The following is a 17,733-nucleotide window of genomic DNA, read 5'->3' on the forward strand; positions in this document are numbered from 1 at the left end:
GGTCCCTTTCTAGCAGTTTTTCACAAAGAAGTGAATTATGGTTTTCCGACAGGCTCGTTAGCGTCGATTACGGCACCCGGGTGCTCGTCTTCACCATCGTCCGGAGCCAGTTTCTCCCATTTACGAGTAAACAGAGCCAGCACGAACACAACCGCACCAACGCTGATACCAAATAAGAAAATGGTCCAGTAAAGCTCAGGCATGGCCTGTGGGTCGTCTGGGTTAAGACCACCCGCGATTCGGCCTGCAACAACGTTACCGATTGAGTAGGTCAATACGAAGATACCCATCATTTGGCCTGCCATACGTTTTGGCGACAATTTACTGACCGCACTTAGTGCGACCGGGCTTAAGCAAAGCTCACCTACAGTATGGATAAAGTAAACCGCAACTAACCAGTATGGAGCTACTTTCATGCCACTTGCCGCTGCTTGCGACGCAAAGAACATGACAATAAAACCTGTTGCCATAATGATAAGACCAATCGCACTTTTGAAGCCATAGGATGGATTAATCATGCGCTTGCTAAGATTAATCCAAAGTGCTGCGAAGAAGGGTGACAAGGCAACCAAAAAGAAAGAGTTTAGTGACTGAAACCAGGTAGTTGGAATTTGAAAGTCGCCAACCATACGGTCAGTTAGGTCTCGCGCAAACAAGTTGAATGAAGAACCTGCTTGTTCGAAGCCTGCCCAGAACATGGTTGAGGCAATACAGACTAAGAATAAGGCGCCCAGCCGTTTCATTTCATCCCGGGTTAACTTACCGAAAAGGAAAACCGATAGGTAAAATAGGAAAAAGATGACGGTGAAGATAATGGAAACGCTTTCAGCAGCAGCGACCGGATTAATACTGACATCGCCATTTAGCGCCAGAAAAGTGTAAACAGCCAAACTTGCCAGTAAAAGCCAGATGATTCCCCAACTGCGCTTTGCCGCTTTCGGGCCTAAAGGCTTCGGTGGTTTTTCACCAACGCCCTTCAGTTTAGGTAGAGTTAGTCTGTACTGAATAAGACCAAATGCCATACCAACAGCCGCTGCGCCGAAGCCCCAGTGGTAACCAGCATTTTCCATAAGATAACCAGTAACGATGTAACCGATGATCGAACCGATGTTAATACCCATATAATAAAGGGTATAACCACCGTCGCGACGGTCATCGTCGGAGCTATATAACTGGCCAACCATGGCGGTGATGTTTGGCTTTAATAAACCTGTGCCAAGTACCACCAAAATCATACCAATGAAGAAACCAGCTTTACTTGGTATGGCTAAGACTATGTGGCCAAGCATAATAATGATGCCGCCGTACCAGGTGGCGCGCTGTCCGCCTAATAATCGGTCAGCTATCCAACCGCCAGGTAGACCCATAAAGTATACGGCACCGGTGTACAAACCGTAGATGGCTGTTGCAGAGGCGACGGTGAATGCTATACCGCCTTCTTGTAAGCTTGCGGTCATAAAAAGAACCAGCAATGCGCGCATACCGTAGTAACTCATGCGCTCCCACATTTCGGTAAAAAACAGGGTTTGTAAGCCCCCTGGTTGTCCGAAAAAACTTGCGTCTTTGTCGACTATTTTTGTTGGATCCATTGTTATTATCCGTTTAGTTATTGAAACTTTGGTCCTGTTCGACTTTGGTATAAGTCAAAAAAAGTGGCGTTACTTTACTAGCGACCGCCGTGAAATAAAACCGAAAACGATGAAATACTCAATTTTTAGGATGTTTATCTCCGGGTATACCCTTGCGCAACTCCACTGGTTCCGGCTTTTTGCGGTTAGATCGTATTTTAAGATTGAGCATTTCAACTGCAAGAGAGAACGCCATAGCGAAATAGACATAGCCTTTAGGTACGTGAAATCCGAATCCTTCGCCAACTAAGGTCATGCCTATTAAAATTAAAAAGCTAAGAGCCAACATTTTAATGGTCGGGTGTTTGTCGACAAAATCGCTGACCGATTTTGCTGCCACCAACATGACACCTACCGAAATAATTACGGCAATGACCATAACACTTAACTGTTCAGCCAGGCCAACAGCTGTAATGACTGAATCCAGCGAAAAAACAACATCCAGAATGGCTATCTGTATAAGAATGCCGATAAAAGAAGCGGCGACAGGGGATTTTTCTGTTTGCGAATCACCTTCCAGTGCATGGTGAATTTCTAAAGTGCTTTTTCCAAGAAGAAATAAACCACCTAACAGCAAGATTAGATCGCGCCCTGAAATTTCCTCTGCAAAGATACTGAATAGCGGATCGGTAAGAGTCATTACCCAGGTTAGAGAAAAGAGCAGGAGTAACCGCGTGCCCATAGCCAGACCTAAGCCTATGGTGCGGGCTTTGTCTCGTTGATGCTCAGGTAGGCGCCCAACTAAAATGGAAATAAAAATGATGTTATCAATACCCAGCACAATTTCTAACGCGGTTAAGGTTGCCAGCGCAATCCAGGCTTCTGGCATGGTAATCCATTCGAACATGTTGATCTCTGTAGTCCTGACAAAGTGATAGTTGCTATATTGAAAGGTATTAGTGATAAAAACAATCGATTTTAGATTGTCGACAATTTAATTTAGTCCGCCTTGCAAATATCGGTTTTTTCGTGGAAAATAGCTAAATCAATAATTACTGTCGACAATTAATGCAAATAGTCAGCCCTTTAGAACGTTCCGCCATTACTTCATCAGATCGCGTTTTGTTTGAAATACAGCGCGCTATTGTCGAAGGAGATATTGCGGCGGGTTGCAAAATTAGCGAACCGGAGCTTGCCCGGCGTTTCAATGTCAGCAGAGCGCCATTGCGTGAAGCTTTAGCCAGACTTGAGCGTTGCCATCTTATTGAACGAATTCCGAATGCGGGTGCCAGAGTGGTTACCCTGTCTCTGGAAGGATTAATTTCGTTATATCAAATACGGGAAGAGCTTGAAGGCCTGGCCTGTCGTTTAGCGGCAGAGCAAATGCCCGACAATGAAATTGACGAGTTAAGGCAGCTTTTAGATAAGCATCTGCAAACTCAGCGGGTTCGTGAAGGTGAGAGTTACTATCAGGAAGCCGGTGATTTAGATTTTCACTATCGCATTATACTCGGCAGTAAAAATCAGTATTTAATTAATATGCTTTGCGACGAACTCTACTATCTTGTCCGTATGTATCGAGTACAGATGGGTATGAATGGCCCGAGAGTTTCGCGCGCCTTCGATGAACATAAAGCCATTATTAATGCTATTGCTAATCGCGATGGTGAATTGGCCGATCTGCTAATGCGCCGCCATATTGGCGCGTCTCGTAAAAACATTGAATTACGGTTACAAACAGAAAAGGAAACATCATGACTCATATGACAAGCCCGGGTGCTAAGTTGCGCCAAGCTATTGCCGACGAAAATCCTTTACAGATTGTTGGCACCATTAACGCCTACACAGCAATGATGGCAGAAAAGGTTGGGCACAAAGCGCTATACCTGTCTGGTGCTGGGGTAGCGAATGCGTCTTTCGGTTTACCTGACTTAGGCATGACCTCGTTAAATGATGTTTGTGAAGACATTCGCCGTATTACCGCAGCAACCGATCTCCCTCTGTTAGTTGATGCTGACACAGGCTGGGGCGGCGCTTTTAATATTGCCCGTACCGTTCAGGAAATGACACGTGCCGGTGCAGCCGGAATGCATATTGAAGACCAGGTGGCTCAAAAGCGCTGTGGCCACCGCCCAAATAAAGAAATTGTGACGCAAGAAGAGATGGTTGACCGAGTGAAAGCAGCCGTAGATGCACGTATTGACGACCAGTTCCTTATTATGGCGCGTACTGATGCACTACAACAACAAGGTCTGGAGGCCGCTATTGAACGTGCACAGGCTTGTGTGGATGCCGGCGCTGATGCCATTTTTGCAGAAGCTGTTCATACGCTTGATCAATATAAAGCCTTCACCGAAGCCTTGAATGTACCGGTTCTGGCCAATATCACTGAATTTGGCGCTACGCCATTGTTTAATAAACAGGAATTAGCTGACGTTGGGGTGGAAATTGTTCTTTACCCTTTAAGTGCTTTCCGGGCAATGAACAAAGCCGCACTTAACGTCTACAATAGTATTTTAGAGAACGGCGATCAGAAAGCCGTCATTGATGACATGCAGACTCGCGCAGAGTTGTATGACTTTTTGAACTATCACGATTTTGAAGAAAAACTCGATCAATTATTTAAAAAGTAGCCTGACATTTATGTCAGGTGAGATATCGTTCCTGACGTAAACGTCAGGCTACGAGCGATGGCAGATATCAAATACAAAAATTAAGAAGGGAACAACATTATGGCAGAGAAGAAACTAAGTGGCGCAGGTTTGCGCGGACAGTCAGCCGGCGAGACGGCACTATGTACTGTTGGTAAAAGCGGTTCAGGTTTAACCTACCGTGGCTATGACATTTCTGAACTGGCGGAAAAAGTCAGTTTTGAAGAAGTGGCTTACCTTTTAGCGAAAGGCGAGTTGCCGAATAAGCAACAGCTAACAGACTACAAAAAGCGCTTGAAGTCACTGCGTACTTTACCTCAGGAAGTTAAAGACGTACTTGAGCGTATTCCAAAATCAGCGCATCCAATGGATGTTATGCGTACCGGTTGTTCTATGCTGGGTAACCTGGAAACGGAAGAAAGCTTTGATGAAGCTGACGATCACATCGAACGTCTGCTGGCGACTTTCCCGGGTATCGTACTGTACTGGTACCGCTATACTCACGACGGCGTGCGTATTGATACCGATTCTGAAGAAGAGTCTATCGGTGCACACTTCCTGCGCTTGTTACACGACAAAGCACCTTCAGAGCTGCACGCAGCAGTAATGAACACTTCGTTAATTCTGTATGCTGAGCATGAGTTTAACGCATCAACCTTTACGGCTCGTGTTTGTGCTTCAACCTTGTCAGATATTCACTCTTGTGTGACCGGTGCCATTGGTTCATTACGCGGGCCACTTCATGGTGGTGCAAACGAAGCGGCAATGGAGCTGATTGAGGGCATGAAAGACGCTGACGATGCCGAGCAGAAACTGAAAGGCATGCTGGAACGCAAAGAGAAAATCATGGGTTTTGGTCATGCCATTTACCGTGATTTTGATCCGCGTAACGACGTGATTAAAGCCTGGTCTAAGAAGCTATCTGAAGAAGTGGGTGATAGCCGCTTGTACGACGTGTCTGTGCGTTGTGAAAAAGTCATGTGGGACGAGAAGAAATTGTTCCCGAATGCGGATTTCTTCCATGCATCGGCTTATCACTACATGGGTATTCCAACCAAATTGTTTACACCAATCTTTGTTATGTCGCGTGTGACCGGCTGGACCGCTCATGTGAAAGAGCAGCGTGCAAACAACCGTATTATCCGCCCAAGTGCCGATTATACAGGCCCAGAGCCGCGTAAAGTTCCGGCTTTAGAAGAGCGTTAATCTGTTCTTCGACTGATAAATAGTACAGGAGCAGTCATCTACTGCTCCTTTTTTCGTTTAACCATGACGATAAGTGGTAACTCATGACTTCATACCGTAAAAAACTCGCTGGTACTACGCTCGAGTACTTTGATACTCAAGCCGCTGTAGATGCGATTGAACCGGGTGCCTATGCGCGCCTGCCTTATACTTCCCGTGTATTAGCTGAAAACTTAGTCCGTCGCTGCCCGGCGGATATTCTGACGCAATCGTTAGAACAGTTGATTTACCGCAAAAAAGAACACGATTTCCCATGGTTCCCGGCACGCGTTGTCTGTCATGATATTTTAGGTCAGACAGCCTTAGTGGATTTAGCCGGATTGCGTGACGCCATTGCTGAAAAAGGCGGGGACCCCGCCAAAGTGAACCCTGTGGTACCAACCCAGTTGATTGTTGATCATTCACTGGCCGTTGAGCATGCAGGTTTTGATAAAGACGCTTTTGAAAAAAACCGGGCTATTGAAGACCGTCGTAACGATGACCGTTTTCACTTTATTAACTGGACCAAAACGGCGTTTAAAAACGTTGATGTCATTCCTCCCGGCAACGGCATTATGCACCAGATCAACCTGGAGAAAATGTCCCCGGTAGTTCAGGTACGCGACAATGTCGCTTTTGTCGATACCTGTGTAGGTACTGACAGCCATACGCCAATGGTTGATGCCTTAGGTGTTATCTCTGTCGGTGTTGGTGGCCTGGAAGCGGAAAGCGTTATGCTGGGGCGTGCATCTTATATGCGCTTGCCTGACATTATTGGCGTTGAGCTGAGCGGTAAACTGCAACCGGGTATTACCAGCACGGATTTAGTGTTGGAAATGACCGAGTTCTTGCGTAAAGAGCGTGTCGTTGGCGCCTACCTGGAGTTTTACGGCGAAGGTGCAGAAGCCCTAACCGTTGGCGACCGTGCAACCATTTCTAATATGACACCGGAATACGGCGCGACTGCGGCCATGTTCTATATTGATGATCAAACTATTGATTACCTGAAACTGACCGGTCGTGACGATGACCAGGTAGAATTGGTTGAGCATTTTGCCAAAGAAACCGGATTGTGGGCCGACAGCTTAAAGTCTGCCGAATATGGCCGAGTACTTAAGTTCGATTTATCGAAAGTTAAGCGTAACCTGGCCGGGCCTTCGAACCCGCATTCGCTGCTACCGGCATCGGAACTGTCGGAGCGTGGTGTTGCGAAGCACATTGAGAACCCGGAAGAGGGCAAAATGCCTGACGGAGCGGTGATTATTGCGGCTATTACCAGCTGTACTAATACCAGTAACCCACGCAATATGATTGCGGCTGGCCTTATTGCCCGTAACGCGAACAAGTTGGGGTTAACCCGTAAGCCATGGGTGAAATCATCGCTGGCACCGGGATCTAAGACGGTCAAAATGTATCTGGAAGAAGCTGAATTGTTGCCTGAGTTGGAAGATTTAGGCTTTGGCGTGGTGGCGTTTGCCTGTACCACCTGTAACGGCATGAGTGGTTCGTTGGATCCGAAGATACAGCAGGAAATCATTGACCGCGACTTGTTCTCTACGGCGGTATTGTCTGGTAACCGTAACTTTGACGGTCGTATTCACCCTTATGCTAAGCAGGCGTTCCTGGCGTCTCCACCATTGGTCGTAGCCTACGCCATAGCGGGTACCATTCGCTTTGATATTGAGAAAGACGTATTGGGCATTGACCCGGACGGTAATCCGGTAACGCTGAAAGACATTTGGCCAAGCGACGAAGAAATTGATGCCATTGTGAAACAGAGTGTTAAGCCTGAGCAATTCCGTAAGGTGTATGACCCGATGTTTGACCTGTCGGTGGATTACGGCGAGAAAAACAATCCGCTATATGACTGGCGCCCGCAAACCACTTATATTCGTCGTCCGCCATATTGGGAAGGCGCATTAGCTGCAGAACGTACCATGAAGGGCATGCGCCCGTTAGCCGTGCTGGGTGATAACATCACCACCGACCATTTGTCACCGTCAAACGCCATTATGGCTGACAGTGCGGCGGGTGAGTATCTGGCGAAAATGGGGGTTCCGGAAGAGGACTTTAACTCTTACGCAACGCACCGTGGTGATCATTTAACTGCGCAGCGCGCGACCTTTGCTAACCCGAAACTGTTTAATGAAATGGTGAAAGGCGAAGACGGTAAAGTCATTCAGGGCTCGCTGGCACGCATTGAGCCGGAAGGTAAAACCGTGCGCATGTGGGAAGCCATTGAACACTATATGGAAAACAAACAGCCGCTGATTATTGTCGCTGGTGCAGACTACGGTCAGGGCTCGTCACGCGACTGGGCGGCAAAAGGTGTGCGCTTAGCGGGTGTTGAAGTCATTGTTGCCGAAGGTTTTGAGCGTATTCACCGTACCAACTTAATTGGTATGGGCGTATTGCCGCTGCAGTTTGAAGAGGGCACTACACGTAAAACGCTGAATATTGACGGCACTGAAACCTTTGATGTGAAAGGTACACCTGAGGCCGGGTCTAAGCTAACGCTGGTGATTCATCGTGCCAATGGTGACAGTGAAGAAGTGCCGGTACAGTGCCGCTTAGACACCAAAGAAGAAGTGTCAATTTATGAAGCCGGCGGTGTGCTGCAACGTTTTGCTCAGGACTTTTTAGAAGCAGAAGCAAGCTAAGGAGTTCTAATAATGAAGCAGAAACCACAAATTAAAATTCCCGCCACCTATATGCGTGGCGGGACCTCGAAAGGCGTATTTTTCCGTTTGCAGGACTTACCCGAACCGGCACAACAGCCGGGTGCTGTGCGTGATGCCATGCTGATGCGTGTAATCGGCAGCCCGGATCCTTATGCCAAGCATACCGACGGTATGGGAGGTGCGACCTCGAGTACCAGCAAAACGGTTATCGTCTCTAAAAGTGAGCAACCAGGCCATGACGTAGACTACCTGTTCGGTCAGGTGTCTATTGATAAGCCTTTTGTCGACTGGAGCGGAAACTGCGGGAATTTATCTTCGGCAGTAGGACCATTTGCTATTGCTAACGGTCTTGTCGATGCTGAGCGTTTACCTGAAAACGGTGTGTGCGAAGTGCGCATCTGGCAAGCCAATATTGGCAAAACCATTGTCAATAAAGTGCCTATGGTTAATGGCGAAGTGCAGGAAACCGGTGACTTTATTCTGGACGGTGTCACCTTCCCGGCGGCTGAAGTTCCGGTGGAGTTTATGGACCCGTCTGCCGACGGCGAATCCATGTTTCCGACCGGTAACTTAATCGATGATTTAGAGGTTCCTGGCATTGGTACATTAAAAGCTACGATGATTAATGCGGGCATCCCGACCATTTTCCTCAATGCGGAGGAAATTGGATACGACGGTACTGAGTTGCAGGAAGTCATTAACGGCAGTCCGGAAGCTCTGGAGCGCTTTGAAACCATACGTGCCTATGGCGCGGTGAAGATGGGCTTGATTGATGATATTGCCGAAGCGGCTAACCGTCAGCACACCCCAAAAGTGGCTTTTGTGGCAACGCCAAAAGACTACACCGCATCCAGTGGCAAGGTCATTAAGGCCAACGGCATTGACTTGCTGGTAAGGGCGATGTCGATGGGAAAATTGCATCACGCCATGATGGGCACTGCTGCTGTTGCTATCGGCACTGCTGCAGCTATTCCAGGTACAACCGTTAATTTAGCCGCGGGCGGTAAAGACCGTACTATGGTGAATTTTGGCCATCCTTCAGGTACCTTGCAAGTAGGCGCTGAATGTAAACAGGTGAATGGTCAATGGACAGCCATTAAAGCCATTATGAGTCGCAGTGCCCGAGTGTTAATGGAAGGGCAGGTGCGTATTCCGGGGGACGTTCTTTAAGTGGAAAAAGCTACGCAAGTCAAGTTACTTAAAATTGCCATGGTCACCGGCATTACCCTAATTTTGTTAGGGCATGTTGTGCTGGCTGTGACTATTGGCAACGATGATATTGATTTTCGTGGTTACATTTTGGGGGCGGCGATGAATGCTGTTGGCGTTATTCTGTCGCTGCCCACCAAAATTTATCTCACTCTGGTGCTAATGGAAAAGGAAGAAAAAAGTAATAAAAATACGCACTGGAGCGATATTAATTAGTTTTACTCGGTAAACCTTAGTCCGCGTATCCCCATGGAGTAGCTGGTGTTTCAACCGGCTCCGTTAAGTCAAAGTCCACCCGAAACTCGCGACCTTCTCTAACCAAACGATAAGTAAAGGTTTCGTCGTGAATGTACATTTCCCAGGTGTTGGTATTTGATTGCGGGACGCCAAGTTCAATAAATAACTCTTTAGAATAGGCATCAACAGGAAAGGATTGTGCGGTTGCATAACCTTTGTCTGTTGTGTGTCCGCCATACATAGTTAACGGGTCATAGTTGCCGTCAGGCTTACGGTGATCGTGTTTTAGGCTAATACCTGAGCCTGTTTGCGTTAGTATCCAGGTGCGAGAGTGGTTGTCTCCAACATGAAAAGGGATTTCGATTCGTTGCTCACCACACTTACGAACGTGCATTACTAAGTCACCTTCGAACCCTTCTGACTTTGGTGTATCGACTGTTACCTCGCCTGCATAAGAATTACCGCAAAGCTTGTTTATAGCAGCAAAAAATTCAGCCTGAGCCTGAGTTGAAACCCTGGGAGCCGGTTTAATAACTTGATCCTGAGCGATCGATGTATGAGATAATGCTGTTCCTAAAAGTAAAGTAAGAATGGAAAGCCTGATTTTCATTGTTGTTACCTTTTTGCTTTTTATAAAACCAATTTCTGATGCGGTTCTTCCTGAAACTAATAGAACAAGGGTGATATTAATTGGTGCCAGAGTCCAGACTTTTTACTTAACTTCACACCTATGGAGTGAAGCACGAAGCGATTCGAATGCTCTTTGTTGTGGGCGACTGAGAAAAGAAGGCCTGACAATATGAAAGTCAGACCTTATAGTCGCTAAGATCGTAATTAAGCTGTTTTAAACTCCATCGCTAAATCTTGTAATTCCCGAGCGGATTTAGCCTGTTCCTCGGTTACACTCTTAATTTCCTGCGAGCCAGTCAGAATAAGAAGCGACGCTTCATTAACTGACTCCATATTGTTGGCAATATCTTTTGCTACAGCAACTTGCTCTTCTGATGCAGTCGCTATTTGAGTCGACATTTCGGAGATACTATTTATGTCCTCAGATATGACTGCAAAAGCCTGTTCTAGCTCTCTGGCTTGCTCCTCTGTTGCTGTGGCTATAGATTTACTCTCATTCACATCTTTATAGGCGGCATCTGATAGCTGCTGAAAACCGGTCAGCATTTCAGAAATTTCATTGGTTGAATTATGAGTCTGGCTTGCTAATTTTCGCACCTCGTCAGCCACAACTGAAAACCCACGACCATGTTCGCCTGCGCGAGCGGCTTCGATTGCAGCATTTAGCGCAAGTAAATTAGTCTGGTCGGCGACATTTTGAATAACGTCAATAACGCGATTAATGTTAACGCTGCGTTCCTGCAATTGACTAATTACTTCGCCTACATTTCCTATCGCAGAAGCTAAGGCTCTGACACTGTTGATACTTTCGCGAACAGCGGCTTCACCTTTGTTTTTGCTGTTGATGGAACTATCGGCAGCATCGGCAACGCGTTGAATATTCTCGCTAATTTCTGATGCGGTAGCGCTCATTTCTTCAGTGGCAGTAGCGACCTGTTCGGTTTGTTTTTGCTGACGGGTTATTTGCTCCGAGTTTTGCGAAGCAGTAGAGCTTGTTTCTTCGGTTGCCGTGGCAAGCTGAACACTCATTTGATCAATTTTATTCAAAGAAGCGTTAAACTTCTCCAGCAACTGGTTAAAAGCCGAACCAATATTCCCCAGTTCATCCGTTGTTTTACTTGAAACTTTCCGGCGTAAATCTTTGTTTTTCATTACAAAGTCTATGCCTTCGAGGAGCTCTCTTACCTGGCTGTATATTCCTTTCAGAATAAAGAACGTGAGTACTACAATCGCCAGGATAAAAGCAGAAATCAGAATAACTAACAGCCACAACTGGCTTAACGTTTCGCTTGCTGTTGCTATAGAGGATTCACTAACGACTTCGAGCACCGCCTGATTCGCTTTATTGATTCTGGCGATATACTGAGTACTGAGTTGGAACCATTCCATACCACTCAGTTGAGAAAAAACATCGCTTTCCAGAAGCTGCTCGCGTGTGGCTTTTACTTTAGCCAACTGAGACGAATTTATCAGTTCTTCTATCAGCGGTTTTAACGACTTATTCGCGGCATAGAAGGCGTTATCCAATAGCGCATGCTGTTGTCCGGACAAACTTTGCAGTTTAGCCAGTTCTTTCGTATTGGCTTGTCCGGAGGCTAAATAAGCAGCGACAGACGCTCGTTCTTTTCCTGCCGCTTCGGCTGTATTTGCCATTAAAGAATAGGTGCTGAGTTCCCGCGTAATTTGCGAATTTGAGGACTCAGCAATGACATCGTCGACAACACTAAGTAATGAGCTTATGGCTTGAGTATAAAGGTTCACCATTTGCTGGCGATCCATTTGGCGGCTGTCTATTTTACCGCGCCACTCATCCAGTTTATTGTTTTGTACAGCTTCAATTTTCTGCTGAATTTTCTTTGAAAAAGTTATTTCAGCTGCAATATTTTGTGTTTTAGTTAAGAACTGGTTAATAAATTGATCCAGCTCATCGCGCTGCCGCTGTAAATTGTCTACATTATTCTGACTGAAGCCAGAGGCCATAGTCAGTGCTGAAAGACCACGTTCACGTTGTAAGGCCCCAACCACGGGAGCACTGGCAACGGTTAAATCAGTTAATAATTCAATATGGTGTGCTTCTGAGTAACGCTGATATGTCGAAACTAAGTTCGTTACCGCAAGAAATATCATCATAAATAAGGGGGGAAGCACCAACAACAGTAGTTTGTTGCGCATTGATAAATTGCCCAGCCAGTTCATATTTGCCCTCGATTCGCCTAAGCCGAAATTGACTATTATATTTGTCATCGGCGCGACAATCGCTCACCTTTAAGGCGTACCTCCCAACGAGTAGATCAAGGCAGCCAAATCTCACCAAGTGGGGTATCTGGCTCAAAGTGATAGGCTATCTGAGCCTGCAGAAGTTCCGCACATGCCAGTGCGTCAGTTAACGCATTATGCGGCGGATAAAAAGGTAGGTTATAGCGGGTACGACTGTCCGCAAGGCGAATTGATTCCGGTTTTTTTCCAAGTAGTTTTTGCCAGAAGGATAACGGTTTACGGTGGAATCGAGCTTCAATTTCCATTGTATCAATAAGCGGAAACTGGATGTTTTCGTGCAGGCGTTCTTTAATTCCCCGTTGCAGGAAAGGGCGTTCAATGCCGTGGTAATGAACAACCCAGACTTTTCCGGCGACAAGCTCCAGTAGCTCATCAATAATACTTTCTAAATCGGGGGCGTGTTCAATTTCGCTATGAGTAATACCATGTATAACGACGGATTCATCCGTAAGACTGCGTCGTGGTTTAACAACCCAGCTTTTTGCCTCTGAAAATAAAATCCGCTCTGTGGTCATAGGTATTGCGGCGATGCTGACTATGCCATGCTGTTCAGGATCTAAGCCCGTGGTTTCAAAGTCGACGGCAACCATGGGCGTTTTATTAATGGGCGTATCCGGCGAACTGATGCCCTGACTGTAATACCGTTTAAGCGCCTGAGAGTGGCTCAGCTGTTCTAAGGTTTCAAATTGTTTGGGCCAGTCAATGTTCTTAGATTTTCTGGGCTTTTGTTTTTGTTTGTTTTCCGGAGCAAGATAAAGCATTGCCTAGCCTCCCGAGTAACGGTAACGCAAATATTTTTGTGCGTTACTTAGAATTTGAAAGGCGTCTTTTAAGTTTTTACGCTCAAAATGAGATAAGTCTTCCGGAGCAACGTTATTGTCAGGCACTTCACCCGCCGAAATGGCTAACGCCTGATGTCGAATTCTCACCATAGAAATTAATTCCAGAGCATCACGTAAATCTGGTCCGCGACCTTGTGGCAAAATTTGTGAATCAATAATGTCTTCAAGACGAGTAAAGGAATTGCGCTGTGATGAACCAATGGCCAGAGCATGAACACGGATCAAATCTGCAACAGGGCCGGTGCCGCGACGTTTGGTATTGATGCTGTCACGGTGTTTGCCATCTTTTTCCATGACAAAGTCTTTAAAAAAGCCCAGAGGGGGCGTGCGGTTTAGCGCATTACGTGCCATAGAGCCTAAAAACCGTTTATTGCCTTTGGCTTTTTTTCGTATCAGTGAATTGAGCTCATCGGCGAATTTTTGTTGCCCCCAGACACCGTCCAAATCAAAAAATATGGAGGAGTGCAGCAGCTTTTCCGGTGACGGGTTTTCAATCCAGTCGGTAAAGTAGTTTTTCCACACTTTTAACGGTTGTCGCCAGGCATCGGTGGTGGCCATAATGCCGCCCGTACAATAGGTATAGCCGCAGGCATTTAAGCCGTCGGCCACAAAGCCCGCTAACTCTTTAAAGTAGGCATCGTGCTGTTTGGGATCAAAATCGTCGTGTAAAACCATAGCGTTGTCCTGATCCGTGACAATACTTTGCTCGTCACGTGCCATTGAACCCAAAGCCAGGAAACAGTAGGGCACCGGCGGCGGTCCGAATTTCTCCTCGCCAAGCTCTAAAAGCCGCTGTTTGAACGAACGACCAATGGTAGCCATTGCCGAACCTATCATCCGCGAGTTTGCATCTTCGTTAACCATGCGGACAAAACTGGCGCGGACACTTTCTGCAAGTTCGGTTAGCTCTTCAATAGAGTTTTGCTTAAAAATACCACTGACAATAAACAGAGTACTTTTTGACTCATGCTGTGCCACATCCGATAAAGCTATGACGCCTACAACCTGACCTTTTTTCAGTACCGGCAAATGGTGAAGGTTGGTTCGCATCATTATCAACAAAGCTTCGAACACGCGGTTATTATGCTGAACAAATGTCAGGTTCTCGGTCATTATAGAAGAAACGGGGTGGGTACTGGACCGGTTTACCGCCAGAACACGCTTGCGTAGGTCTTTGTCCGTTATAATACCCACAGGAAGATGCTGTGTTTCATCGATAATAAGTAATGATGATACTTTTTCATCTGTCATTTTTGCGGCAGCATCGTGAATACTGGCGTTTAAATCAATAGAAACCGGCTCGCGCGTAATGATTGTATCAACGGTCGCAGAAAGCGATTCATTACGGTTTTCCTGCTTTTTTACGGCTTGATTTACGCGCCTGTGCCCTTCGACTTCCACTGCGTCGGCAAAGCTGTCGTATTCATCGAACAAGCGATTAAACAAACTGCCGGGAATAAAGTAGATAAGCGTATCTTCTAATGCTTTGACAGGGTAACGAACCTTGCCTTTACGCAGTAGACCCGCTTCACCAAAAAAACCACCTTCGCTTAAACGATTAAACAGGTCGCCGTTACGGTTGTAGGTTTCTACTGAACCGTTCCTAATGACGTATAAATCAGAAATTGACTCATTATATTCAAGTACTTGAGAGCCGGCTTTGAAATAGCTGATTGCAGTGTTTTTGGCAAGCTCAACAAGTTCGTCTTCAGGTAACTCATTGAAAGGAGGGAAACGACGTAAAAAATTCAGAATTTCCAGATGTTCGGCTTCCATAATTGTACCTGTTATAGCAAAAGCGGCGCTTCAGCGCCGCTTTTAAATGGGTAAGGAGCTTTCGCTAATAGCTACTTAGCAGGTTTACCAACTCTTGGCTCGGAACGCAATCCCTGAACGACTGCAAAACAGGAAGCCAATAAAACAATGGTAAACGGTAAGCCTAAAGATAAGGACATTGCCTGCAGGGCAACGAGACCACCGCCAAGTATCAGCGCAATTGCGACTAACCCTTCAAACGTACACCAGAATATACGCTGAGGTACCGGTGCTTCAACTTTACCGCCAGCGCTTATGGTATCGATAACCAGCGAGCCTGAGTCAGACGAGGTAATGAAAAATACCATAACCAGAATAATACCCACAAACGAGGTTACTTCTGTCCAGGGCAAGCCTCCCAGCATAATAAACAGTTTGAGTGAAAGCTTTTCACTGGCTATTTGTTCGGCTCCCGCAACGAATTGCTCTATTGCAGCGGTACCGAATACTGTCATCCAGAATACGCAGGCCAGAGAAGGTATCAATAGTACCGAAATTAAGAATTCACGTACGGTACGGCCTCTTGAAACGCGGGCAATAAACATACCTACAAAAGGTGACCATGCAATCCACCATGCCCAGTAAAACGATGTCCAGCCTTGAGAGTAACCCAGGTCTTCTCGTCCAACCGGATTTGACAGGGCTGGGAGGTTAACAATGTAATTGTAAAGGTTTTCCGCGAAACCGGTGAAAATAGCTACCGTCGGGCCGACAATAATGACAAACAGCATCAGAATAGCCGCCAGTGACATATTCACTTGCGATAGTCGCTGTACACCTTTTTCCAGGCCTGCAAGAACTGAAATTAATGCGATAGCGGTTATCCCCATAACCAGCAGCACATCGGTGGTATCACCTTCAGCCCAGCCGAATAGAAAGTTTAGTCCTGCTGCCGCCTGAGAAGCACCCAGTCCAAGTGATGTTGCAAGACCGAATAAGGTTGCCAGTATTGCGATAATATCAATGATATGTCCTGGCCAGCCCCATACGCGCTCGCCCAGAATTGGGTAAAAAATAGAGCGTATTGTTAATGGTAAGCCTTTGTTGAAAGAAAATAAGGCTAAACCTAAAGCAAGAACGGCGTAAATAGCCCATGGGTGCAGAGCCCAGTGAAAAATGGTTGCAGCCATGCCTAATTTTATTGCCGCAGCCTGGTCACCGCCAGCACCCCCAAGAGGTGCTGAGTCGGTACGAATACCATCCGCGTTAAACTCAGTTCCACCAAATGCAGCACTAAAATGAGTAATCGGCTCAGAGACACCGTAAAACATGAGTCCAATACCCATGCCTGCGGCAAACAGCATTGAAAACCAGCCCAGGTAAGAAAAGTCCGGGCTTGCTTCAGTGCCGCCTAAACGCACGTTCCCTAATGGTGAAACAATTAAGAATAGACACAGAAGCACAAAAATATTAGCTGCACCAATAAAGAACCAGTCTAAATTAGCCGTTAACCAATTTTTTGTACTTGTGAATACCGGCTCCGCCTGATTCTGGAACATTAAAGTAATAACCACAAAGGCGACGATCGCAAGTCCGGAGATAGCGAATACGCGGTTATGGAAATCCAGACCAAAAGGTCCTACTTTCATAACAACGTTATCTTGTCCTACTTGGTAATCCGTATCGATTGGGTTGACTTCACCGTCAGGAATCATTGGGTCGTCGGCTTTGCGCTCGCGCTCGAGGTCTTTGTCCCCGCGGAGCACTTCCTCTTCTTTTTTATTCATTTGCTCTCCCCTGTATAAAAATAGGTGTTTTTACGCTTTGAATTTAAGCGTTTATTCTAAATTTACTAATAGAGTATAGAGAGCTACGGACGTTTCTTAAAGTTAGATCGGTTTTTTGCAGTAAAAATAATGAATTAGAGAGGTTAGAAATGTTGTAGAGGTGTGCTGACGTGTCTCTATATAAGGTGACACGCCAGCGTTTAAGCATTCAGGCTAAGAGTTAGAAACTGTACCGAACTGTTGCGGCGACAGTATCGACGTCCTGATCGATTTCGTCTAAATCGTAGAGTTTATAACCAACACCTAGAGAAAGGTTGTTAGTTAAATGAAAGAAAGCTGAAGCGTCATAACGAATACCATTTTCGTCATCAATGTCCAGATAATCAGCTTTCACCGATAGCTCAAAAAAGTCGGTGATCATTGAACGAATGCCAACGCCTGCTCCGTATCCTGATTCATCGAAAGACTCTGAACCAAGGTCGTCTACTGAGCCAACAAGTTCAAGCTTTTCATAAGTAACTGTAGCGAAAACGTCAGTTGACTCTGTGATACCGTGATTAAAGCCGATACCTGCGTTAAGTGAGTCTAAATCAACGTCACCGAAATCCGATTCGTCACCAACGGAGTCGAAATTGGCCAGCACAAAAATTGAGTCAGTTAGTGAAAGCGAGCCGGCTACGGCATAACCATCCATTGTAATATCATCGTCGATAGGTGTTTCAATATCGGTTTCTATGTAGGACGCCTGAATTTTATCCCAGTTAGGAGAGTCGGCAAAGGCGCTAGTTGAAGTTCCAATCAATGCAATTGCAATTAATGTTTTCTTCATAATTCTTCCTTAAGTTGAGAGTAACTATTCAAAAGTAACCAAG

General features: G+C 46.1%; 14 protein-coding genes. 6 read left to right on the forward strand and 8 right to left on the reverse strand.

The annotated features are described in order from the left end of the window. Positions 1-35 precede the first annotated feature (35 nt). Together ACP7H9_RS00990 and ACP7H9_RS00995 are read right to left on the reverse strand one after the other, a co-directional pair. Positions 36-1,589, reverse strand: a complete 1,554-nt coding sequence (locus ACP7H9_RS00990) for a peptide MFS transporter (protein ID WP_110013228.1) — start codon at positions 1,587-1,589, stop codon at positions 36-38. Between the two features lie 118 nt (positions 1,590-1,707). Next, complete coding sequence (locus tag ACP7H9_RS00995; RefSeq protein ID WP_110013227.1) at positions 1,708-2,475, reverse strand: TerC family protein; 768 nt, start codon at positions 2,473-2,475, stop codon at positions 1,708-1,710. 161 nt (positions 2,476-2,636) lie between these two features. On the opposite strand from ACP7H9_RS00995, the gene ACP7H9_RS01000 reads away from it, so the two are divergent. The 6 genes from ACP7H9_RS01000 (at position 2,637) to ACP7H9_RS01025 (ending at position 9,549) form a co-directional block, all read left to right on the forward strand. Beyond that, entirely contained in the window at positions 2,637-3,326 is a 690-nt protein-coding gene (locus ACP7H9_RS01000; protein WP_011234674.1) for a GntR family transcriptional regulator, read from the forward strand. Continuing rightward, positions 3,323-4,201, forward strand: a complete 879-nt coding sequence (gene prpB, locus ACP7H9_RS01005) for a methylisocitrate lyase (RefSeq protein WP_011234673.1) — start codon at positions 3,323-3,325, stop codon at positions 4,199-4,201. The genes ACP7H9_RS01000 and prpB overlap by 4 nt, the downstream gene beginning before the upstream one ends. A 99-nt stretch (positions 4,202-4,300) precedes the next feature. Beyond that, on the forward strand, positions 4,301-5,425 hold the full coding sequence (gene prpC / locus ACP7H9_RS01010) for a bifunctional 2-methylcitrate synthase/citrate synthase (protein WP_011234672.1): 1,125 nt from the start codon (positions 4,301-4,303) through the stop codon (positions 5,423-5,425). An 83-nt stretch (positions 5,426-5,508) separates the two neighbouring features. After that, a complete protein-coding gene (gene acnD / locus ACP7H9_RS01015; RefSeq protein WP_011234671.1) occupies positions 5,509-8,103 on the forward strand; it encodes a Fe/S-dependent 2-methylisocitrate dehydratase AcnD in 2,595 nt (864 codons plus the stop codon). Positions 8,104-8,115: 12 nt separating this feature from the next. Next, positions 8,116-9,294, forward strand: a complete 1,179-nt coding sequence (gene prpF / locus ACP7H9_RS01020) for a 2-methylaconitate cis-trans isomerase PrpF (protein WP_286823428.1) — start codon at positions 8,116-8,118, stop codon at positions 9,292-9,294. Continuing rightward, entirely contained in the window at positions 9,295-9,549 is a 255-nt protein-coding gene (locus ACP7H9_RS01025) for a hypothetical protein (RefSeq protein ID WP_110013224.1), read from the forward strand. A gap of 16 nt (positions 9,550-9,565) precedes the next feature. Here ACP7H9_RS01025 and ACP7H9_RS01030 read toward each other — a convergent pair whose 3' ends face one another. The 6 genes from ACP7H9_RS01030 to ACP7H9_RS01055 all read right to left on the reverse strand — a co-directional run bounded on the left by ACP7H9_RS01030 (position 9,566) and on the right by ACP7H9_RS01055 (position 17,690). Continuing rightward, entirely contained in the window at positions 9,566-10,180 is a 615-nt protein-coding gene (locus ACP7H9_RS01030) for a hypothetical protein (RefSeq protein ID WP_417440794.1), read from the reverse strand. Positions 10,181-10,404: 224 nt separating this feature from the next. After that, positions 10,405-12,372, reverse strand: a complete 1,968-nt coding sequence (locus tag ACP7H9_RS01035) for a methyl-accepting chemotaxis protein (protein ID WP_243734852.1) — start codon at positions 12,370-12,372, stop codon at positions 10,405-10,407. 119 nt (positions 12,373-12,491) lie between these two features. After that, entirely contained in the window at positions 12,492-13,238 is a 747-nt protein-coding gene (locus tag ACP7H9_RS01040) for a 3'-5' exonuclease (RefSeq protein ID WP_011234666.1), read from the reverse strand. 3 nt (positions 13,239-13,241) lie between these two features. Then, the gene (locus ACP7H9_RS01045; protein WP_110013221.1) at positions 13,242-15,095 is read right to left on the reverse strand and encodes a DUF294 nucleotidyltransferase-like domain-containing protein; all 1,854 of its coding nucleotides are present in this window, start codon (positions 15,093-15,095) and stop codon (positions 13,242-13,244) included. 71 nt (positions 15,096-15,166) lie between these two features. After that, positions 15,167-16,789, reverse strand: a complete 1,623-nt coding sequence (locus tag ACP7H9_RS01050) for a BCCT family transporter (protein ID WP_181396966.1) — start codon at positions 16,787-16,789, stop codon at positions 15,167-15,169. A gap of 292 nt (positions 16,790-17,081) precedes the next feature. Next, positions 17,082-17,690, reverse strand: coding sequence for an outer membrane protein (locus ACP7H9_RS01055; RefSeq protein WP_110013219.1), 609 nt, complete (start codon positions 17,688-17,690; stop codon positions 17,082-17,084). Between the last annotated feature and the right edge of the window lie 43 nt (positions 17,691-17,733).

This window comes from Idiomarina sp. ST20R2A10, from assembly GCF_051842345.1.
Lineage (GTDB): Bacteria > Pseudomonadota > Gammaproteobacteria > Enterobacterales > Alteromonadaceae > Idiomarina > Idiomarina loihiensis.

Excerpts from the sequence above, each read along its gene's own strand:
- ACP7H9_RS00990 (WP_110013228.1), bottom strand. The coding sequence starts at position 1,589 with ATGGATCCAACAAAAATAGTCGACAAAGACGCAAGTTTTTTCGGACAA.
- ACP7H9_RS00995 (WP_110013227.1), bottom strand. The coding sequence starts at position 2,475 with ATGTTCGAATGGATTACCATGCCAGAAGCCTGGATTGCGCTGGCAACC.
- ACP7H9_RS01000 (WP_011234674.1), top strand. The coding sequence starts at position 2,637 with ATGCAAATAGTCAGCCCTTTAGAACGTTCCGCCATTACTTCATCAGAT.
- prpB (WP_011234673.1), top strand. The coding sequence starts at position 3,323 with ATGACTCATATGACAAGCCCGGGTGCTAAGTTGCGCCAAGCTATTGCC.
- prpC (WP_011234672.1), top strand. The coding sequence starts at position 4,301 with ATGGCAGAGAAGAAACTAAGTGGCGCAGGTTTGCGCGGACAGTCAGCC.
- acnD (WP_011234671.1), top strand. The coding sequence starts at position 5,509 with ATGACTTCATACCGTAAAAAACTCGCTGGTACTACGCTCGAGTACTTT.
- prpF (WP_286823428.1), top strand. The coding sequence starts at position 8,116 with ATGAAGCAGAAACCACAAATTAAAATTCCCGCCACCTATATGCGTGGC.
- ACP7H9_RS01030 (WP_417440794.1), bottom strand. The coding sequence starts at position 10,180 with ATGAAAATCAGGCTTTCCATTCTTACTTTACTTTTAGGAACAGCATTA.
- ACP7H9_RS01035 (WP_243734852.1), bottom strand. The coding sequence starts at position 12,372 with ATGCGCAACAAACTACTGTTGTTGGTGCTTCCCCCCTTATTTATGATG.
- ACP7H9_RS01040 (WP_011234666.1), bottom strand. The coding sequence starts at position 13,238 with ATGCTTTATCTTGCTCCGGAAAACAAACAAAAACAAAAGCCCAGAAAA.
- ACP7H9_RS01045 (WP_110013221.1), bottom strand. The coding sequence starts at position 15,095 with ATGGAAGCCGAACATCTGGAAATTCTGAATTTTTTACGTCGTTTCCCT.
- ACP7H9_RS01050 (WP_181396966.1), bottom strand. The coding sequence starts at position 16,789 with ATGATTCCTGACGGTGAAGTCAACCCAATCGATACGGATTACCAAGTA.
- ACP7H9_RS01055 (WP_110013219.1), bottom strand. The coding sequence starts at position 17,690 with ATGAAGAAAACATTAATTGCAATTGCATTGATTGGAACTTCAACTAGC.